This window comes from Agromyces sp. Leaf222, assembly GCF_001421565.1.
Taxonomy (GTDB): Bacteria; Actinomycetota; Actinomycetes; order Actinomycetales; family Microbacteriaceae; genus Agromyces.
Genome location: NZ_LMKQ01000001.1, coordinates 598895 through 613471 on the forward strand (window position 1 = coordinate 598895; position 14577 = coordinate 613471).

13 protein-coding genes are annotated in these 14577 nt (G+C 73.2%); 8 read left to right on the forward strand and 5 right to left on the reverse strand.

Annotation, left to right across the window (positions count from 1 at the left end; genetic code table 11):
- The first annotated feature begins 103 nt into the window (after positions 1-103).
- Positions 104-1213, forward strand: a complete 1110-nt coding sequence (locus tag ASE68_RS02575; protein WP_082461893.1) for a TerC family protein — start codon at positions 104-106, stop codon at positions 1211-1213.
- On the opposite strand, the gene ASE68_RS02580 is transcribed toward ASE68_RS02575, so the two are convergent.
- Together ASE68_RS02580 and ASE68_RS02585 are read right to left on the reverse strand one after the other, a co-directional pair.
- Positions 1191-4328, reverse strand: coding sequence for an ATP-binding cassette domain-containing protein (locus ASE68_RS02580; RefSeq protein ID WP_055860559.1), 3138 nt, complete (start codon positions 4326-4328; stop codon positions 1191-1193). The genes ASE68_RS02575 and ASE68_RS02580 overlap by 23 nt on opposite strands.
- A 28-nt stretch (positions 4329-4356) precedes the next feature.
- A complete protein-coding gene (locus ASE68_RS02585) occupies positions 4357-4914 on the reverse strand; it encodes a hypothetical protein (protein ID WP_055854905.1) in 558 nt (185 codons plus the stop codon).
- 81 nt (positions 4915-4995) lie between these two features.
- On the opposite strand from ASE68_RS02585, the gene ASE68_RS02590 reads away from it, so the two are divergent.
- The 3 genes from ASE68_RS02590 to ASE68_RS02600 are packed head-to-tail and all read left to right on the forward strand — an operon-like array spanning position 4996 to position 8217.
- A complete protein-coding gene (locus ASE68_RS02590; protein WP_055854907.1) occupies positions 4996-5922 on the forward strand; it encodes a 1,4-dihydroxy-2-naphthoyl-CoA synthase in 927 nt (308 codons plus the stop codon).
- 34 nt (positions 5923-5956) lie between these two features.
- Complete coding sequence (locus tag ASE68_RS02595) at positions 5957-7183, forward strand: AMP-binding protein (RefSeq protein WP_200921653.1); 1227 nt, start codon at positions 5957-5959, stop codon at positions 7181-7183.
- A 23-nt stretch (positions 7184-7206) separates the two neighbouring features.
- The gene (locus ASE68_RS02600; RefSeq protein ID WP_369800048.1) at positions 7207-8217 is read left to right on the forward strand and encodes a 1,4-dihydroxy-2-naphthoate polyprenyltransferase; all 1011 of its coding nucleotides are present in this window, start codon (positions 7207-7209) and stop codon (positions 8215-8217) included.
- 97 nt (positions 8218-8314) lie between these two features.
- Here the strand turns inward: ASE68_RS02600 and ASE68_RS02605 are convergent, their stop codons facing one another.
- Entirely contained in the window at positions 8315-8641 is a 327-nt protein-coding gene (locus ASE68_RS02605) for a DUF4229 domain-containing protein (protein WP_055854911.1), read from the reverse strand.
- Between the two features lie 69 nt (positions 8642-8710).
- Here ASE68_RS02605 and ASE68_RS02610 point away from each other — a divergent pair, with 69 nt between their 5' ends.
- The 3 genes from ASE68_RS02610 to ASE68_RS02620 all read left to right on the forward strand — a co-directional run bounded on the left by ASE68_RS02610 (position 8711) and on the right by ASE68_RS02620 (position 11977).
- The gene (locus ASE68_RS02610; RefSeq protein ID WP_082461896.1) at positions 8711-9166 is read left to right on the forward strand and encodes a PLD nuclease N-terminal domain-containing protein; all 456 of its coding nucleotides are present in this window, start codon (positions 8711-8713) and stop codon (positions 9164-9166) included.
- The gene (menD, locus tag ASE68_RS02615) at positions 9159-10967 is read left to right on the forward strand and encodes a 2-succinyl-5-enolpyruvyl-6-hydroxy-3-cyclohexene-1-carboxylic-acid synthase (RefSeq protein WP_082461899.1); all 1809 of its coding nucleotides are present in this window, start codon (positions 9159-9161) and stop codon (positions 10965-10967) included. The genes ASE68_RS02610 and menD overlap by 8 nt, the downstream gene beginning before the upstream one ends.
- Before the next feature lie 152 nt (positions 10968-11119).
- The gene (locus ASE68_RS02620; RefSeq protein WP_055854913.1) at positions 11120-11977 is read left to right on the forward strand and encodes a polyphosphate kinase 2 family protein; all 858 of its coding nucleotides are present in this window, start codon (positions 11120-11122) and stop codon (positions 11975-11977) included.
- A 17-nt stretch (positions 11978-11994) separates the two neighbouring features.
- Here the strand turns inward: ASE68_RS02620 and ASE68_RS02625 are convergent, their stop codons facing one another.
- Together ASE68_RS02625 and ASE68_RS02630 are read right to left on the reverse strand one after the other, a co-directional pair.
- Entirely contained in the window at positions 11995-13338 is a 1344-nt protein-coding gene (locus tag ASE68_RS02625) for an isochorismate synthase MenF (RefSeq protein WP_055854915.1), read from the reverse strand.
- A 92-nt stretch (positions 13339-13430) separates the two neighbouring features.
- Positions 13431-13715, reverse strand: coding sequence for a DUF427 domain-containing protein (locus ASE68_RS02630; protein WP_055854916.1), 285 nt, complete (start codon positions 13713-13715; stop codon positions 13431-13433).
- A gap of 133 nt (positions 13716-13848) precedes the next feature.
- Between ASE68_RS02630 and ASE68_RS02635 the strand changes: the two genes are divergently transcribed.
- Positions 13849-14556, forward strand: a complete 708-nt coding sequence (locus ASE68_RS02635; protein WP_055854919.1) for a class I SAM-dependent methyltransferase — start codon at positions 13849-13851, stop codon at positions 14554-14556.
- The last annotated feature ends 21 nt before the right edge of the window (positions 14557-14577 follow it).

Sequence of the window (14577 nt, forward strand, 5' to 3'; positions counted from 1 at the left end):
CCGTCATTACGGATGCAGGGCGCATCCCGGGCCACCGGTCCTCGTTCACGAGGATGGAGAAGACCTTGACGTCCATCAGCGACGCCAAGGTCTGGAGCACCCGTTGAACGTCACCCCCCTCGTGTGGATCATCACGATCGCCGTCACGATCGCCTTCTTCGTGTACGAGTTCTTCGCGCACGTGCGCAAGCCGCACGAGCCGTCCATCGGTGAATCGGCCCGGTGGTCGGCGTTCTACATCGGCCTCGCCGTGCTGTTCGGCGTCGGCGTCGGCGTGGTCTCGGGCTGGACGTACGGCGGCGAGTACTTCGCCGGCTACCTCACCGAGAAGGCGCTGTCGATCGACAACCTCTTCGTGTTCCTCATCGTGATGACCGGCTTCGCGGTGCCGAAGATCTACCAGCAGAAGGTGCTGATGATCGGCATCGTGATCGCGCTGATCCTGCGCGGCATCTTCATCGCGGTCGGTGCGACCCTGATCGAGAACTTCTCCTGGGTCTTCTACCTCTTCGGCGCCCTCCTGCTCGTGCTCGCGTACCGCCAGGCGTTCAGCGGCCACGAGAGCGATCCGTCGCAGGGCCGGTTCATGCGCCTGGTGCGACGCGTCCTGCCCGTCAGCGACGAGTACGACGGTGATCGCCTGACGGTTCGCAAGGGCGGGCGCCGGTTCGTCACCCCGATGATGCTGACGATCATCGCGATCGGCTTCGTCGACCTGGTCTTCGCCGTCGACTCGATCCCGGCGATCTACGGCCTGACCGAGGAGGCGTACCTCGTCTTCACGGCGAACGCGTTCGCGCTCATGGGCCTGCGCCAGCTCTACTTCCTCATCGGCGGGCTGCTCGAGCGCCTCGTGTATCTCGCGCAGGGCCTCGCCGTCATCCTCGCGTTCATCGGCGTGAAGCTCGTGCTGCACGCCATGCACGTCAACGAGCTGCCGTTCGTCAATGGCGGCGAGCCCATGCTCTGGGCCCCCGAGATCCCGATCTGGTTCTCGCTGCTGTTCATCGGCGCCACCGTCGCGGTCGCGACCGCGGCGAGCCTGCTCAAGACCCGCGGCGACCGCGTGCGGGCCGTCGCGGCGGGCGATGGCGCGGCCGCCGAAGGCGTCGAGGCTGCCGAGGCTGCGGATGCGGGCGACACCGCCGGCGATGCCGGCGATGCCGGTTACGTGGGCGACTCGGACGCCGTCAACGCCTCGTCGAAGCGCTGACGAAGGGGCTCGTCGAAGCGCCGCCGGCGCGCGCCGACGGACCCGGGACGCCGGATGCGCCGGGCCCGACGGGCTTGGCGCGCCGGAACGCGGCGAGCACGGCCGAGCCGATCACGACGAGGCCGATGACGGTCGTGACCGCCCGCAGGGTGTCCCACGTGATCGACGAGGTCACGAGCGAGTACAGCAGGAAGCTCGAGAGGTTCTGCCCGAGTGGGGCTCCGGCCTCGTAGGAGATGCCCGATCCGGTACCCACCGCGAACGGCCAGAACCAGAGGTTCATGATGAGGCCGAAGGCGTACGAGGCGAGCACGCCGTAGACGGCGAGCATGGCGATCTCGGCGCGCCGCGGCATCCGCCCGCCGCGTCGTCCAGGGAACCGCCGGGGGAGCAGCCCGGCGCCGGCGCCGACCCAGGCGCAGGCGAACATCTGGAACGGGGTCCACGGCCCGAACGTGCCGGTCACGATCGTCGAGAGCGCGATCGTGAGCAGGCCGAGCAGCAGTCCGAAGCGCGGCCCGAACGCGCGCCCCGCGAGGATCAGCAGGATGAACACGGCCTCGACGCCGCCGACGCCCGTGCCGACGATGCGCACGGCGGCACCGATCGCGGCGAGGGTTCCGAGCAGGGCGAGCGTGTGCGCGCTGCGCACCGAGCCGTCGAGGGCGGCGAGCACGACCACGGCGGCCAGCGGGGCGAGCGCGAGCGCCGCGACGGGGGCTGCGGCGCTCGCCTGCGACGGCAGTGCGGCCGCGACGAGCGGCCAGGTGAAGGCGGCGAGGGCGACGAGGTTCGCCGCGGTCAGGGCGAGTGCGGCCGAGCGGATGCCGCGTGTCCGGCCGGTTCCCGCGGGAGCCGGTGCCGCCGGGGCCGCTCGGTGCGGCTCGGGATCAGGTCGGGCCGCGATTGGCGTCCCCGCGACAGGAACTGCCGATGACGTGAGGGTGGCCGGGCTGGACGCGCGTGTCGGCGGGGACGCCAGGTGCGGCTCGGGGCGGGTTCGGGGCGCAACCGGCGTCCCCGCGGCACGCGGCTCGCCGAGGCGGCCGCCGGCCATCGGCAGTTCGCGATCGGCGATGGCCCCGACGAACTCGGCATCGTGCGTGGCGACGAGCACCGCCGCACCACCGTCGGCGGCCCGGCGGAGGGCAGCGCCGACGAGCGTGCGCGCCCCGGCATCGAGCCCTCGGGTCGGCTCGTCGACGAGCAGCACCGCGGGGGAGTTCGCCGACTGGACGGCGATCGCGAGGCAGCGGCGCTCGCCGAGGGAGAGGTCGCGCGGATGCCGAGCCAGGCGTTCCGCGAATGCGGGCGAGTCGGCCTCGAGCCCGAGGAACGAGGCCAGTCGGCCGCGCGTCGTGTCGCGGGCCAGTCGCGCCCTGCGGTCGGTTCGCGCGCACTCCGCGGCCACCGTCGTCGCAGCGAAGAGGTCGTCGGAGGCGTCGGGCACGAGGGCGATGTCGCCGTGGCGCCGCTCGCGTCGCGTGCTCCGCTGCAGGCCTCGCCTCGGGACGACGTCCTGTCGCGTGACGCCCTCGAGCGGCCGGGCGCCGGGCGTCGTGGCGGCGCGGACCGTCGTCACGCCGTCATGGCCCGTCGCCAGGGCGACGAGGAGGCTGGACTTTCCGGCGCCGTTCGGTCCGGTGAGGGCCACGACCTGCCCGGCCGAGAGGTCGAGGCTCGCCGCGTCGACCGCCGGGCTCGCGCCGTGCACCACCGTCACGTCGCGGGCGCGGAGCACGACGTCTCCGCGGATGCCGGGGGAGCGTGGTGGCAGCCCGGTTTGGGGATCCGTCGCGAGGTCGGGCGCCTCGCCGCCGGAACGGCCCTCGGATGCGAGCGGCGCGTCCGCGGCATCACCCGCGAGCACGAGCGCGATTCCGCCCGACACGTCGACGCGCTCGTCGGCGACCGCCGCGAACTCGGCCTGACGATGCTCGGCGACGATCACGCAGATGCCCGCATCGTGCGCGAGCGCGTCGAGCAGGTCGACGATGCGCGCACGGAACGCGACGTCGAGGTCGGCGAGCGGCTCGTCGACCAGCAGCACGATGGGGTGCTCGGCGATGGCCGCCGCGATCGCGACGAGGGTCGCCTCTCCGGCGGACAGGCCGCGCAACTGGCGGCCGAGCAGGGGCCGGATGCCGATGCGCGCCGCGATCTCGTCGACGCGCGCCCTGACGATGACCGGGTCGACGCCGCGCAGTTCGAGCGCGAGGCCGATCTCGTCGTCGACCCGCTCGGTGGCGAACCCCTCGCGCGGATGCTGCAGCACGACGCCGACGGTGCGGGCGGTGTCGCGTGGCGGGGTGAGTCCGCGGTCGTGGCCGACCACGATCAGCTCGCCGTGCACGGTGCCGCCGTCGAGGTGCGCGTGCAGGCCGGCGATCGCTCGGAGCAGTGTGGACTTGCCGCTGCCGGTCGCGCCCGTGACGAGCGTCAGCGTGCCGGGCTCGAGTTCGAGCGAGGGCACGACGACGGTTGCGGCGGCAGCAGGATCAGCAACGGCGCCCACGGCGCCGGCGGCACGGGCGCCGACGGCACCCGCATCGCGGTGCAGGATCGCCACGTCTCGCGCCTCGACGGGGCGTTCGCAGACCCCGTTGACCGGATGCCCCGCGAGCCCGCGCAGCTCGAGCGCCGCGGCCACGGAGGTCGCTCGCTCGAGCGTGCGTTCGAGCACCGGCGCGAGCAGTCTTGGCCCGCCGCGTTCGCCCCGCAGGCGCTGTGCGAACCGCACCCGGCGTACGGCGTCGGCGAGCGCCGGGAGTCCGGCCCAGGCGACCGCGAGGGTGCGCGCGATGCCGCGGAGCGGTCCGCGCCGGGCGCCCCGCGCCAGCAGCCGAGGCACGTCGAGCACCGCGTTCAGCACGCCGAACGCGAGGATCGCGAGCGCGATCGGCACCGCGCTGAGCGCGGCATCCGCGAGCCCGTCGAGGGTTGCCGGGCCGAGCAGCACGACGTGCGAGAACGGCCGGGGGAGCGGGATCTCGGGCAACGGCAGCACGACCGGGCCCGACCCGTCGGCACCGTGGAAGAGCACGCGGTAGGCGACCCGGACCCCGATGAACCCCGCGGCGATGAAGGCCGAGGCGCGGAGGGGAGCGGGTCGCATGATCACTGCGCGGCGCCTGACTGCCGGGTCATTCGCTCGGGGCGGCCGGCTCGTCGTTCACCGTGAAGAGGAGCGCGAGGCTCTCGCCCGGCTGCACCTGCAGCGTGGACAGGCCCTCCTGGGCGTAGCCCCACTCGCCGTCGACCGGCTTGGTCCAGAGCGACCAGTAGGCGAACGCGGCCGGCATCGAGGCGCAGGTCTCGAAGTAGTCGGAGCCGTCGTCGGCGGTGAGCGCGAAGTCCTCGGCGGGCACGCCGTTGACGCGGCAGATGACCTGGTCGCCGTACTCCTCGGTGCCCTCGGTGGTGAGGCCGGCCTCGGCGACGGCGTCGCTCGCGGCGATCGGCGCATCGGCCTCGACGCACGTGACGCCCGCGGGCGAGTCGGCGAGGTCGAGCCCCTCGGCCAGCTCGACGACGACCTCGACGCCGGCGCAGTCGCCGCCGTCGGCGTTCGCATCGGCCGAGGCCGAGGCCGAGGGGGCCGACTCCTCTGCACCGCCCCCGTCGGAGGGCGCGCACGCGGCGAGGGCCAGTGCGAGGAACAGGGCTGCGGAGGCGCCGAGGGCGCGCGAAGTCGTGGTCACGTTCCAAGGGTAGGGGGCGCGCGCGACGGGGCGCGGATCTGTGTCGCCGTGCGTACGACGGCGGGTCGTTAGGCTGGAGAGGTGAGCGTTTCCGAACTGTTCGATGCGAGCGAGTGGGTCGACGCGGCATCCGCCGTCGCCGGTGACGCGGGGCTCAGCGACATCACCTACCACCACTCGACCGACGGGCGCATCGCCCGCATCGCGTTCCATCGGCCGGAGGTGCGCAACGCCTTCCGGCCGCACACGGTCGACGAGCTCTACCGGGCCCTCGAAGACGCGCGCACGAACCCGCGTATCGGCGTCGTGCTGCTGACGGGCAACGGCCCGAGTGCGAAGGACGGCGGCTGGGCGTTCTGCTCGGGCGGCGACCAGCGCATCCGGGGGCGCGACGGCTACCAGTACTCCGCCGACGAGGCCGAGGTCGTGCGCGACCCCGCTGCCGCGGCGAGCACGGGTCGCCTGCACATCCTCGAGGTGCAGCGGCTCATCCGCTTCATGCCGAAGGTCGTCATCGCGGTCGTGCCCGGTTGGGCTGCCGGCGGCGGGCACTCGCTGCACGTCGTCTGCGACCTCACCATCGCGAGCCGTGAGCACGGGCGCTTCAAGCAGACCGATGCGGATGTCGGCAGCTTCGACGCCGGCTACGGGTCGGCGTACTTCGCCCGCCAGATCGGGCAGAAGTTCGCCCGGGAGGTGTTCTTCCTCGCCGAGGAGTACTCGGCCGATCGCGCCTACGAGATGGGCGCCGTGAATCGCGTCGTGCCGCATGCCGAGCTCGAGCGCGAGGCGATCGCGATGGCGCGCACGATCCTCACGAAGTCGCCCACGGCGATCCGCATGCTGAAGTTCGCGTTCAACGCGGTCGACGACGGCATGGTCGGCCAGCAGGTGTTCGCGGGCGAGGCGACGAGGCTGGCCTACGGCACCGACGAGGCCGTCGAGGGCCGCGACTCGTTCCTCGAGAAGCGCGACCCCGACTGGGGCCCCTACCCCTGGCATTACTGATGCCGGTTACCGCTGACCGGTCGAGCGGGTTACGGTGAGCGGCCGGAAACCCCTCATCAGGGTTGCCGCCGGCGACACTGCGGCACTGCTCGCCCAGTTGCGCGAGGCGGTGCTCTTCGACGAGGCCGCGCTCGCCGTGCTGCCGGTTCCCGGTGATGCCGAGCCCTCCCAAGACGACCTCATCGCCGCCTTCGTGCCCGCCGAGGTCGCCCTCGTCGTCGAGACGAGCGGGTCCACGGATGCCCCGAAGCGCGTCATGCTCTCGGGGCACGCGCTGCGGGCGAGCGCCCATGCGACCGAGCAGTGGTTCGGCGGGCAGCGCGGCCAGTGGCTGCTCGCCCTGCCGGCCACGTACATCGCGGGAGCCCAGGTGCTCGTGCGCTCGATCCTCGCGGGCACCGCTCCCGTCGTGCTGCCGCAGGGCGGGTTCACCCCTGCGGCATTCGTCGAGGCCGCGCGCACGCTCGACCCCGACCATCCGTGGTTCACCTCCCTCGTTCCGGTGCAGCTCGCTCGCCTCGTCGAGGCCGCCGAGCACGACCGGTCGGCGCGCACCGCCCTCGGGTCGTTCGACCGCATCCTCCTCGGCGGGCAGGCCGCGCCGGCGGGCCTCGTCGAGCGCGCCCGCGAGTTCGGCGCGCACGTGCACCGCACCTACGGCTCGAGCGAGACGGCCGGCGGCTGCGTCTACGACGGGCAGCCGCTGACCGGCGTCGGCGTGCGCGTGGTCGACGGCGAGGTGCAGCTCAGCGGCCCGATGCTCGCGAGCGGCTACCTCGACGATCCCGAGCGCACGGCCGCCGCGTTCACGACCGACGCCGATGGCACGCGGTGGTATCGCACGGGCGACCTCGGGGGGCTCGTGCCCGAACCGAACCCCGACCATCAACCGATCGAACGGCTGCGCATCACGGGCCGCGCCGACGACGTGATCATCTCGGGCGGCGTCAAGGTCGCGCTCGGCGAGGTCGAGCGGGCGGTCCGCGCCGTCTCGGGGCTCGAGGCCGCCGTCGTGCTCGCCGTGGCCGATGCCGAATGGGGTGAACGCCCGGCGGTCGTCGTCGAGCGAGCGGATGCCGCGGCATCCGTCACCACCGACGTCACCGTCGCAGCCCTCGCCGCCGTGACCGACGCCGCCGGGCTGCCGCCCGCCGCCCGCCCGGTGCGCCTGCTCGTGCTCGAACGCATGCCGCACCTCGCCTCGGGAAAGCCCGACCGGCGAGCGCTCGCCGCCCTCCTCGCACGCGAAGCCGGGTCATAGGAACGGCGAACTAGCATGTTCGTGTGGCACGCCCGAAACCCCAGCGCATGAACCAGGCCGACCCCAAGCGGCGCCAGACCACCGTCGGTCGGTCCGGCAATCCGGCGCGGGCCGCCGCGGCTGCGAAGGCCGGCCCCGAACGCGCGGCGCGCACGCGCCTGACCCCCGGCGACTGGATCGCAGGTGCGCGCCTGCGCACGCTCCCGCTCGCCATCGCGCCCGTCGCGCTCGGCACGGGTGCGGGCTCCATCGCCGTCGTCGACGGCCAGTGGCATCCGACGCGCTTCGCGCTCGCGCTGGTCGTCGCGCTCGCGCTGCAGATCGGCGTGAACTACGCCAACGACTACTCCGACGGCATCCGCGGCACCGACGACCATCGGGTCGGCCCCGCTCGCCTCACCGCGTCGGGTCTCGTGAACCCGAAGGTCGTGCTCGCCGTGGCCCTCGCCTTCTTCGGCATCGCCGCGCTCGCGGGCCTGGCCCTCACGGTCATCACGCAGCAGTGGTGGCTGATCGCGGTCGGCGCGGTCGCGATCGTCGCGGCCTGGTTCTACACCGGCGGCAAGCGCCCCTACGGCTACGCGGGTCTCGGCGAGCTCTTCGTGTTCGTGTTCTTCGGCCTCGTCGCGACCGCCGGCTCTGCGTTCGTGCAGGCGCTGAGCGTCAACCTCGAGGCCTGGCTCGGCGGCATCGGCGTCGGCCTGCTCGCCTGTGCCGTGCTCATGGCCAACAACCTGCGCGACGTCGATCAGGACCGCCTGGCGGGCAAGCGCACGCTCGCGGTGCTCGTCGGGCCGATCGCCGGCCGCATCCTGTTCGTCGTGTTCATGCTCGCGCCGTTCGGCATCGTCGGCGCGCTCGCGCTGTTCTACCCGACCGCGGTGCTCGTGTTCTTCGCGCTGCTGCTGGCCCTGCCGGCGTGCCTCATCGTGGTCACCGCGAAGACGCCGCGCGAGCTGATCCTCGCACTGCAGCTCGCGAGCTTCACCGCGCTCCTCTACGGCATCGGCTTGGGGCTCGCGATCGCGCTCTGAGGCCACGGCGAGGGGCGTGCGGATGCCGCAGGCGGCCCGGGTCGGTCATGCGAGCGCCCGCGGCTGCGAGCGTGCGGATGCCGCAAGCGGCCCGCGGTCAGTCGCGGGTGGTCTCGGCGGAGGGGCCGTCGTGCGCTGCGCGGGCGGACGGCTGCGCCGGTGCGGCGTCGACCGCGGCATCCTCTTCGGCGTCGTCCTCGTGCACCAGCGGGGTCTCGCGGTGACGCGCTTCGTACAGGTCGTTCGACATCGACTCGCGAGGGCGGCGCAGGAAGATGAGCGACGCGCTCAGCCCGAACAGTGCGGCCACGAGGGCGGCGATCCAGCCGGGCACACCGGCGACGAGCAACACGATGAGGGGCACCGCGAACAGCGCGATGCGCAGGGCGGTGTACCAGATCCAGACGGGCACGGACTTCACCATGCAAGTGTAGGTCTGGCTGCCTGTGCGCACTCCCAGCCGGATCGCCCCGCACACGCCTAGACTGGCGAGATGTTACGGGTCTGGTTCGTCGTCGGCATCGCCGCCGTGATCTTCTGGATCTACGCGATCTTCGACTGCGCGTTCTTCGATCGTTCCCGCATCCGAGGTGTGAGCCGGGGCTGGTGGGTCGCGATCGTCGTGCTCATCCCGGTGATCGGCGCGATCCTCTGGTTCATCATCGGCCGCGGCCGAGCCTACCGCCAGGGCGGCAAGGGGCCGATCGCGCCCGATGACGACCCCGACTTCCTCCGCGGGCTGCGGGCCGACGCCGAGCAGGACGAGCGCATCCGCCGTCTCGAGCAGGAACTCGCCGACCTCGACGGCGACGACGGCAAGAAGGGCGGCTCGAAGAAGGGCGGCCCGAAGGGCGAGCCCCACGAACCGCACGAACCCCACGAGCCGAAGCACCACGACGGTCCCGACGCCCCCGGCGAGGCTGGAGCCTCCGGCCGACCGAATGGCTGAGCCGTCGGGCGCAGGTCCGACCCCGCACGACCGCAGCCCGGCGACCGCCGCCGCCCTCGCCCTGCTCACCGGTTTCGTGCGTGCGGGCGTCCGCGACGTCGTCGTGGCCCCGGGCTCGCGGTCGCAGGCGTTCGCGCTCGTCGCGGCCGAGCTCGAGCGGGTCGGCGCGATCCGGCTGCACGTTCGCATCGACGAGCGCAGCGCCGGGTTCCTCGCGCTCGGCCTCGCGGTCGAGTCGGGGCGTCCGTCGGTCGTCGTCGTCACGTCGGGCACCGCGGTCGCGAACCTGCATCCGGCCGTGCTCGAGGCGCACCACTCCGGGGTGCCGCTCATCGTCTGCTCGGCCGACCGCCCCGTCGAACTCCGCGGCATCCGCTCGAACCAGACCACCGTGCAGCCCGGCATCTTCGCCGGTGCCGTGCGCCTCGAGCGCGACGTGCCTGCGCCGGTCGGCGACCCGGCCGAGCTCGCCGCCGCGACGCGACTCGCGCGCGTCGCGGTGGCCGTCTCGCTCGGGCGCGACGACCGCGGGGTGCCGGCGCCGCATCCGGGTCCGGGCCCCGTGCACCTGAACCTGCAGCTGACCGAGCCGCTCTCGACGCCCGTGCACGTCGACGAGGCGCCGACGGCCGACCCCGGCGACCCGGTCACGGCAGCGGCGACCGGCGCGACGGCCGCCGCGGCATCCGCCGGCTCCGTCGCCCCCTCTGCCGAGACACCACCGAAGGGGGCGCTCATCGCGGCCGGCCCTCGCACGGTGGTCGTCGCCGGAGCCGGCGCGGGCCCCGTCGCCGAGCAGTTCGCGCGCGACGGCGGGTGGCCGCTGCTCGCCGAGGTCACGAGCGGCGCCCGATTCGGACCGAACCTCGTCGTCGCGTCCCGCGAGCTCCTGAACGAACCGGGATTCGGCGACCGCATCGAGCGCGTCGTGGTCTTCGGGCATCCGACGCTGTCGCGCGAGGTCCCGGCGCTCGTGCAGCGACGCGACGTGGAGTCGATCGTCGTCGCCCCCTCCGGCATCGAGTGGTACAACCCGGGCCGGCGCGTCCGGCGGTTCGAGCGCGCGGTGCGCGCCGAACCGCAGCCCGCCCCGTTGCCGCCGGCCGCCCGCGAATGGCTCGGACGCTGGGTGCACGCGAGCCGGTCGATCGTCGACGCCGGGCTCCCGCAGACCCTCGGGCTCATGAGCGGCGTCGACGAGACGGGCCACGTCTCCGACTACGCGGCGCAGCGCGAGTACATGAAGGCCCAGCTCGCGGCTGTGCGCGAACCCGTGTCGCGGCGCATGCTCGTCGACGCCGTCTGGGCGGCGACCTGGCCGCACGACCGGCTCGTGTTCGGCGCATCCCGGCTGATCCGCGACGCTGATCGCGCGGTCACCGGCCGCCGCATCACCGTGCACGCGAACCGCGGACTCGCGGGCATCGACGGCACCGTCGCGACCGCCCTCGGCATCGCCATCGCGAGCGGCGGCGTCACGCGCGCCGTGATCGGCGACCTCACCCTGCTGCACGACGTCGGCTCGCTGCTGCTCGGCGCAGGCGAGGCGCGCCCCCGACTGCAGGTCATCGTCGGCAACGACGGTGGCGGCACCATCTTCGACGCGCTCGAGGTCGCGGGCTCCGCCGAGTCCGAGGCGTTCGACCGCGTGCAGTACACGCCGCAGGCGGTCGACCTCGCGGCGCTCGCCACTGCCTACGGCTGGGGTTACGCGAGGGCCACCACCCGCGGCGAGCTGAGCGACGCGCTCGGGGCGCCCGTCGACGGCCCGACCCTGCTCGAGGTGCCGCTGCCGCGCTGAGTCGCGTCGCCCATCTCGGCCGCCGGACGAGCGGATGTCGCGGGCCGGCGACGATCCCACGTGCGCGCCGACGCAGCCGGGCCTTGCCGCGGCATCCGCTCGCTCGACAGTATGGAGGCCTGCGCGGCGCCGCGTCGCGCGAGGGGAGCCGCATGAATCACGCGCCGCACTGGACCGCCGACCCGCTCGAACTGCTGCGCGTCGACCCGGGGTTCCGCCTGGCCGACGTCGACCCGGGCTCCTCGCCCGGGTTCGAGGGAGACAAGGCCGCGGGCGCCCGGGCCCTCTCCGCGGGGCTCGCCCGACTCGACGACCTGCAGGAGCAGCTCTTCGCGAGCAGCCGCATGGGCGGCGACGAGCGCCGCATCCTGCTCGTGCTGCAGGCCATGGACACGGCGGGCAAGGGCGGCATCGTCAAGCACGTGATGGGCTCGGTCGATCCGCAGGGCGTGCAGCTGGCGAGCTTCAAGAAGCCGACCGAGGAGGAGCTCGCGCACGACTTCCTCTGGCGCATCCACAAGCAGGTGCCGGGTCCCGGCCTCATCGGCGTGTTCGACCGGTCGCACTACGAGGACGTGCTCATCGCGAGAGTGCGCGGGTTCGCCTCGCCCGAGGAGATCGAACGCCGGTACGGCGCCATCAACGACTTCGAGCGCGAGCTCACCGGCACCGGCACGACCGTCATCAAGGTCATGCTGCACATCTCGCCCGACGAGCAGCGCGAGCGCCTGCACGACCGCCTCGAGCGGCCCGACAAGCACTGGAAGTTCAATCCCGGCGACATCGACGAACGACTGCTCTGGGGCGACTACCAGCAGGCCTACCAGGCGGCATTCGACCACACCGCGACGGCGGATGCCCCGTGGTACGTGATCCCCGCGAATCGCAAGTGGTACGCGCGGCTGGTCGTGCAGCACCTGCTCACCGACGCGCTCGAGCGCATGGACCTCGACTGGCCGAAGGCCGACTACGACGTCGAGGAGCAGAAGGCGAGGCTCGCGGCGAGCTGACGACCGCGTCCCGGCGCCTACCCGCCGAACGCCTCGACGATCGGGCGGAACTTCATGTCGGTCTCGGCGAGCTCGTCGGCCGGCACGGAGTCGTGCACGATGCCGCAGCCGGCGTAGGCGCGCACGGTGCCGTCGACGTCGATCTGCGCGCACCGCAGCGCGATCGCCCACTCGCCGTCGCCGTCGCCGTCGACCCAGCCGACCGGGCCCGCGTAGCGTCCGCGGTCGAAGCCCTCGAGCTCGGCGAGCACCGAGAGGGCGACCCGGCGCGGGGTGCCGGCCACCGCGGCCGTCGGATGCACGGCGCGCACGAGGTCGAGCGCGCTCGATCCGTCGCCCAGGGTGCCCTTGAGGTCGGTCGCGAGATGCCAGAGGTTCGGCAGCTGCAGGGTGAACGGCTCGGGGCTCGCGTCGAGGCGGGCCGTGTGCGGCTCGAGGCGCTTGACCGCGCTCGCCACAGCCAGCGCGTGCTCGGCCCGGTCCTTGGCCGACTCGGTCAGGGCGACGGCGCGCTCGCGGTCGGACGCCTCGCCGGCACCCCGCGACGTCGTGCCGGCCAGCACACGGGCCGAGACCGTGCCGTGGTCGACGCGCACGAGCGTCTCGGGGCTCGCGCCGATGAGGCCGTCGACGGCGAACACCCACGTGTCGGGGTAGTCCTCGGCGAGCCGGTGGATCGTGGCCCGCAGGCCGTCCTCTTCATGCAGCTCGCCAACGAGCTCGCGCGCGAGCACGACCTTCGCGAGCTCGCCGCCGTCGATGCGGCGCACGGCCTCGGCGACGGCGGCCTCGTAGCGCTCGGGCGGCACCGCGCCCGGCTCGAACGTGACGCGCGGCACGCGACGGCGAGGCGCAGGCTCGGGGATCTCGAGCGACCCGGATGCCGCGGCATCCGCGTCGTCCTCCGTGCCGGCACCGGCGAGGTCGGCGTCGTCGTCTGCGTCGGCATCCGTCTCGGCGGGCCGCTCGGCCAGTGCGATGCGGGTGACCCAGGCGCGGCCGTCGCGGCGGCCGAGCACGAGCTCGGGCACGATGAGCACGCTCGTCGACGCCGACTCGTCGGCGAACGCGAAGGCCCCGAAGGCGACGAGCCCGGTGCCGGGCAGTCCGACGCGGTCGTCGATGTCGGCGTCGGCCGAGAGTTCGGTCCAGACGGCCGCGGCGTCGGCGACGCGGTCGACGCCGGACGTCTCGATGCGCAACGTCTCGCCGAGGCCGACGATGCCCTCGCCCCGGCGCATCCAGAGCAGCGGATGCCGCGGGTCGGCGCGGGGGATGAGGGGGGCGAGTTCGTCGACCGGCTCGGTTCGCACCACGAGGCGCGACCGGGAGCGCTCGAGGGCGGCATCCGTGTTCGTCACCGGATCAGCCTACGACCGCGGGTCTGGGAAGGAGGCGACCGCGAATCCCTGCGCGCCGTCGCCTGGCCTCGCCGGAACCGGAGGCGAGGGGCTCAGGCCTCGACGACCTCGACGCCCCGCCAGAAGGCGACGTGGCCGGCGATCTCCGATGCGGCCTCGTGCGGCGTCGGGTAGAACCAGGCGGCGTTCGGGTTGCGCGATCCGTCGACGTCGACGTGGAAGTAGCTCGCGGTGCCCTTCCAGGGGCAGACGCTGCGGTTCTCGCTCGAGGCGAAGTGCGCGTCGACGATCGACTCGCGGGGGAAGTAGTGGTTGCCCTCGACGACGACCGTGTCGTCGGACTCGGCGATGACCGTGCCGTTCCAGATGGCCTGCATGCGTGCTCCTCGTGCTCGGTGGGCGGTGCGGGCCGGATTCACCGGCCCACGAGGCCCAACGCGCGCGGGCCCGTGGGCATTCCGCCGCATGCTTCCCAGCGCATGCGCTGCATCGGCGGCCTAGGATCGAAGGATGACGCGCGCAGATCTCGGCAAGGATCCCGGCCAGGTTTCGGCGATGTTCGACCGGGTCGCCGCCCGGTACGACCGCACCAACACCGTGCTCTCCATGGGCAATGCGCCGCTCTGGCGCGTCGCGACCACGCGCGCCGTCGCGCCGAAGCCCGGCGAGCGCATCCTCGACGTCGCGGCGGGCACCGGCACGTCGAGCGCGAGCCTGGCCGCATCCGGGGCCTCCGTCGTCGCCGCCGACTTCTCGCCCGGCATGATCGAGGTCGGCCGTGCGCGGCAGGAGCACGTGGCCAACCTGGTGTTCGTCGAGGCCGACGCCACGAACCTGCCCTTCGGCGACGACGAGTTCGACGCCGTGACGATCTCGTTCGGCCTGCGCAACGTGAACGGGCCCGAGAAGGCGCTCGCCGAGTTCCTGCGCGTGACCAAGCCTGGCGGTCGCCTCGTGATCTGCGAGTTCTCGCATCCGCCCGCGCCGATCATCCGCACCGGCTACCACGCCTACCAGCGGTACCTGATGCCGACGCTCGTGCGCCTGTCGAGCTCGAACGACGACGCCTACGACTATCTCAACGAGTCGATCGACGCGTGGCCCGAGCAGCCGGAGCTCGCGGCGCTGATCCGCAGCGTCGGCTACACCGATGTCGCGTGGCGCAACCTCACGGGCGGCATCGTCGCCCTGCACCGGGCGCGCAAGCCGCTGGCCTGAGTCTTCGCACGGGCGCGCATG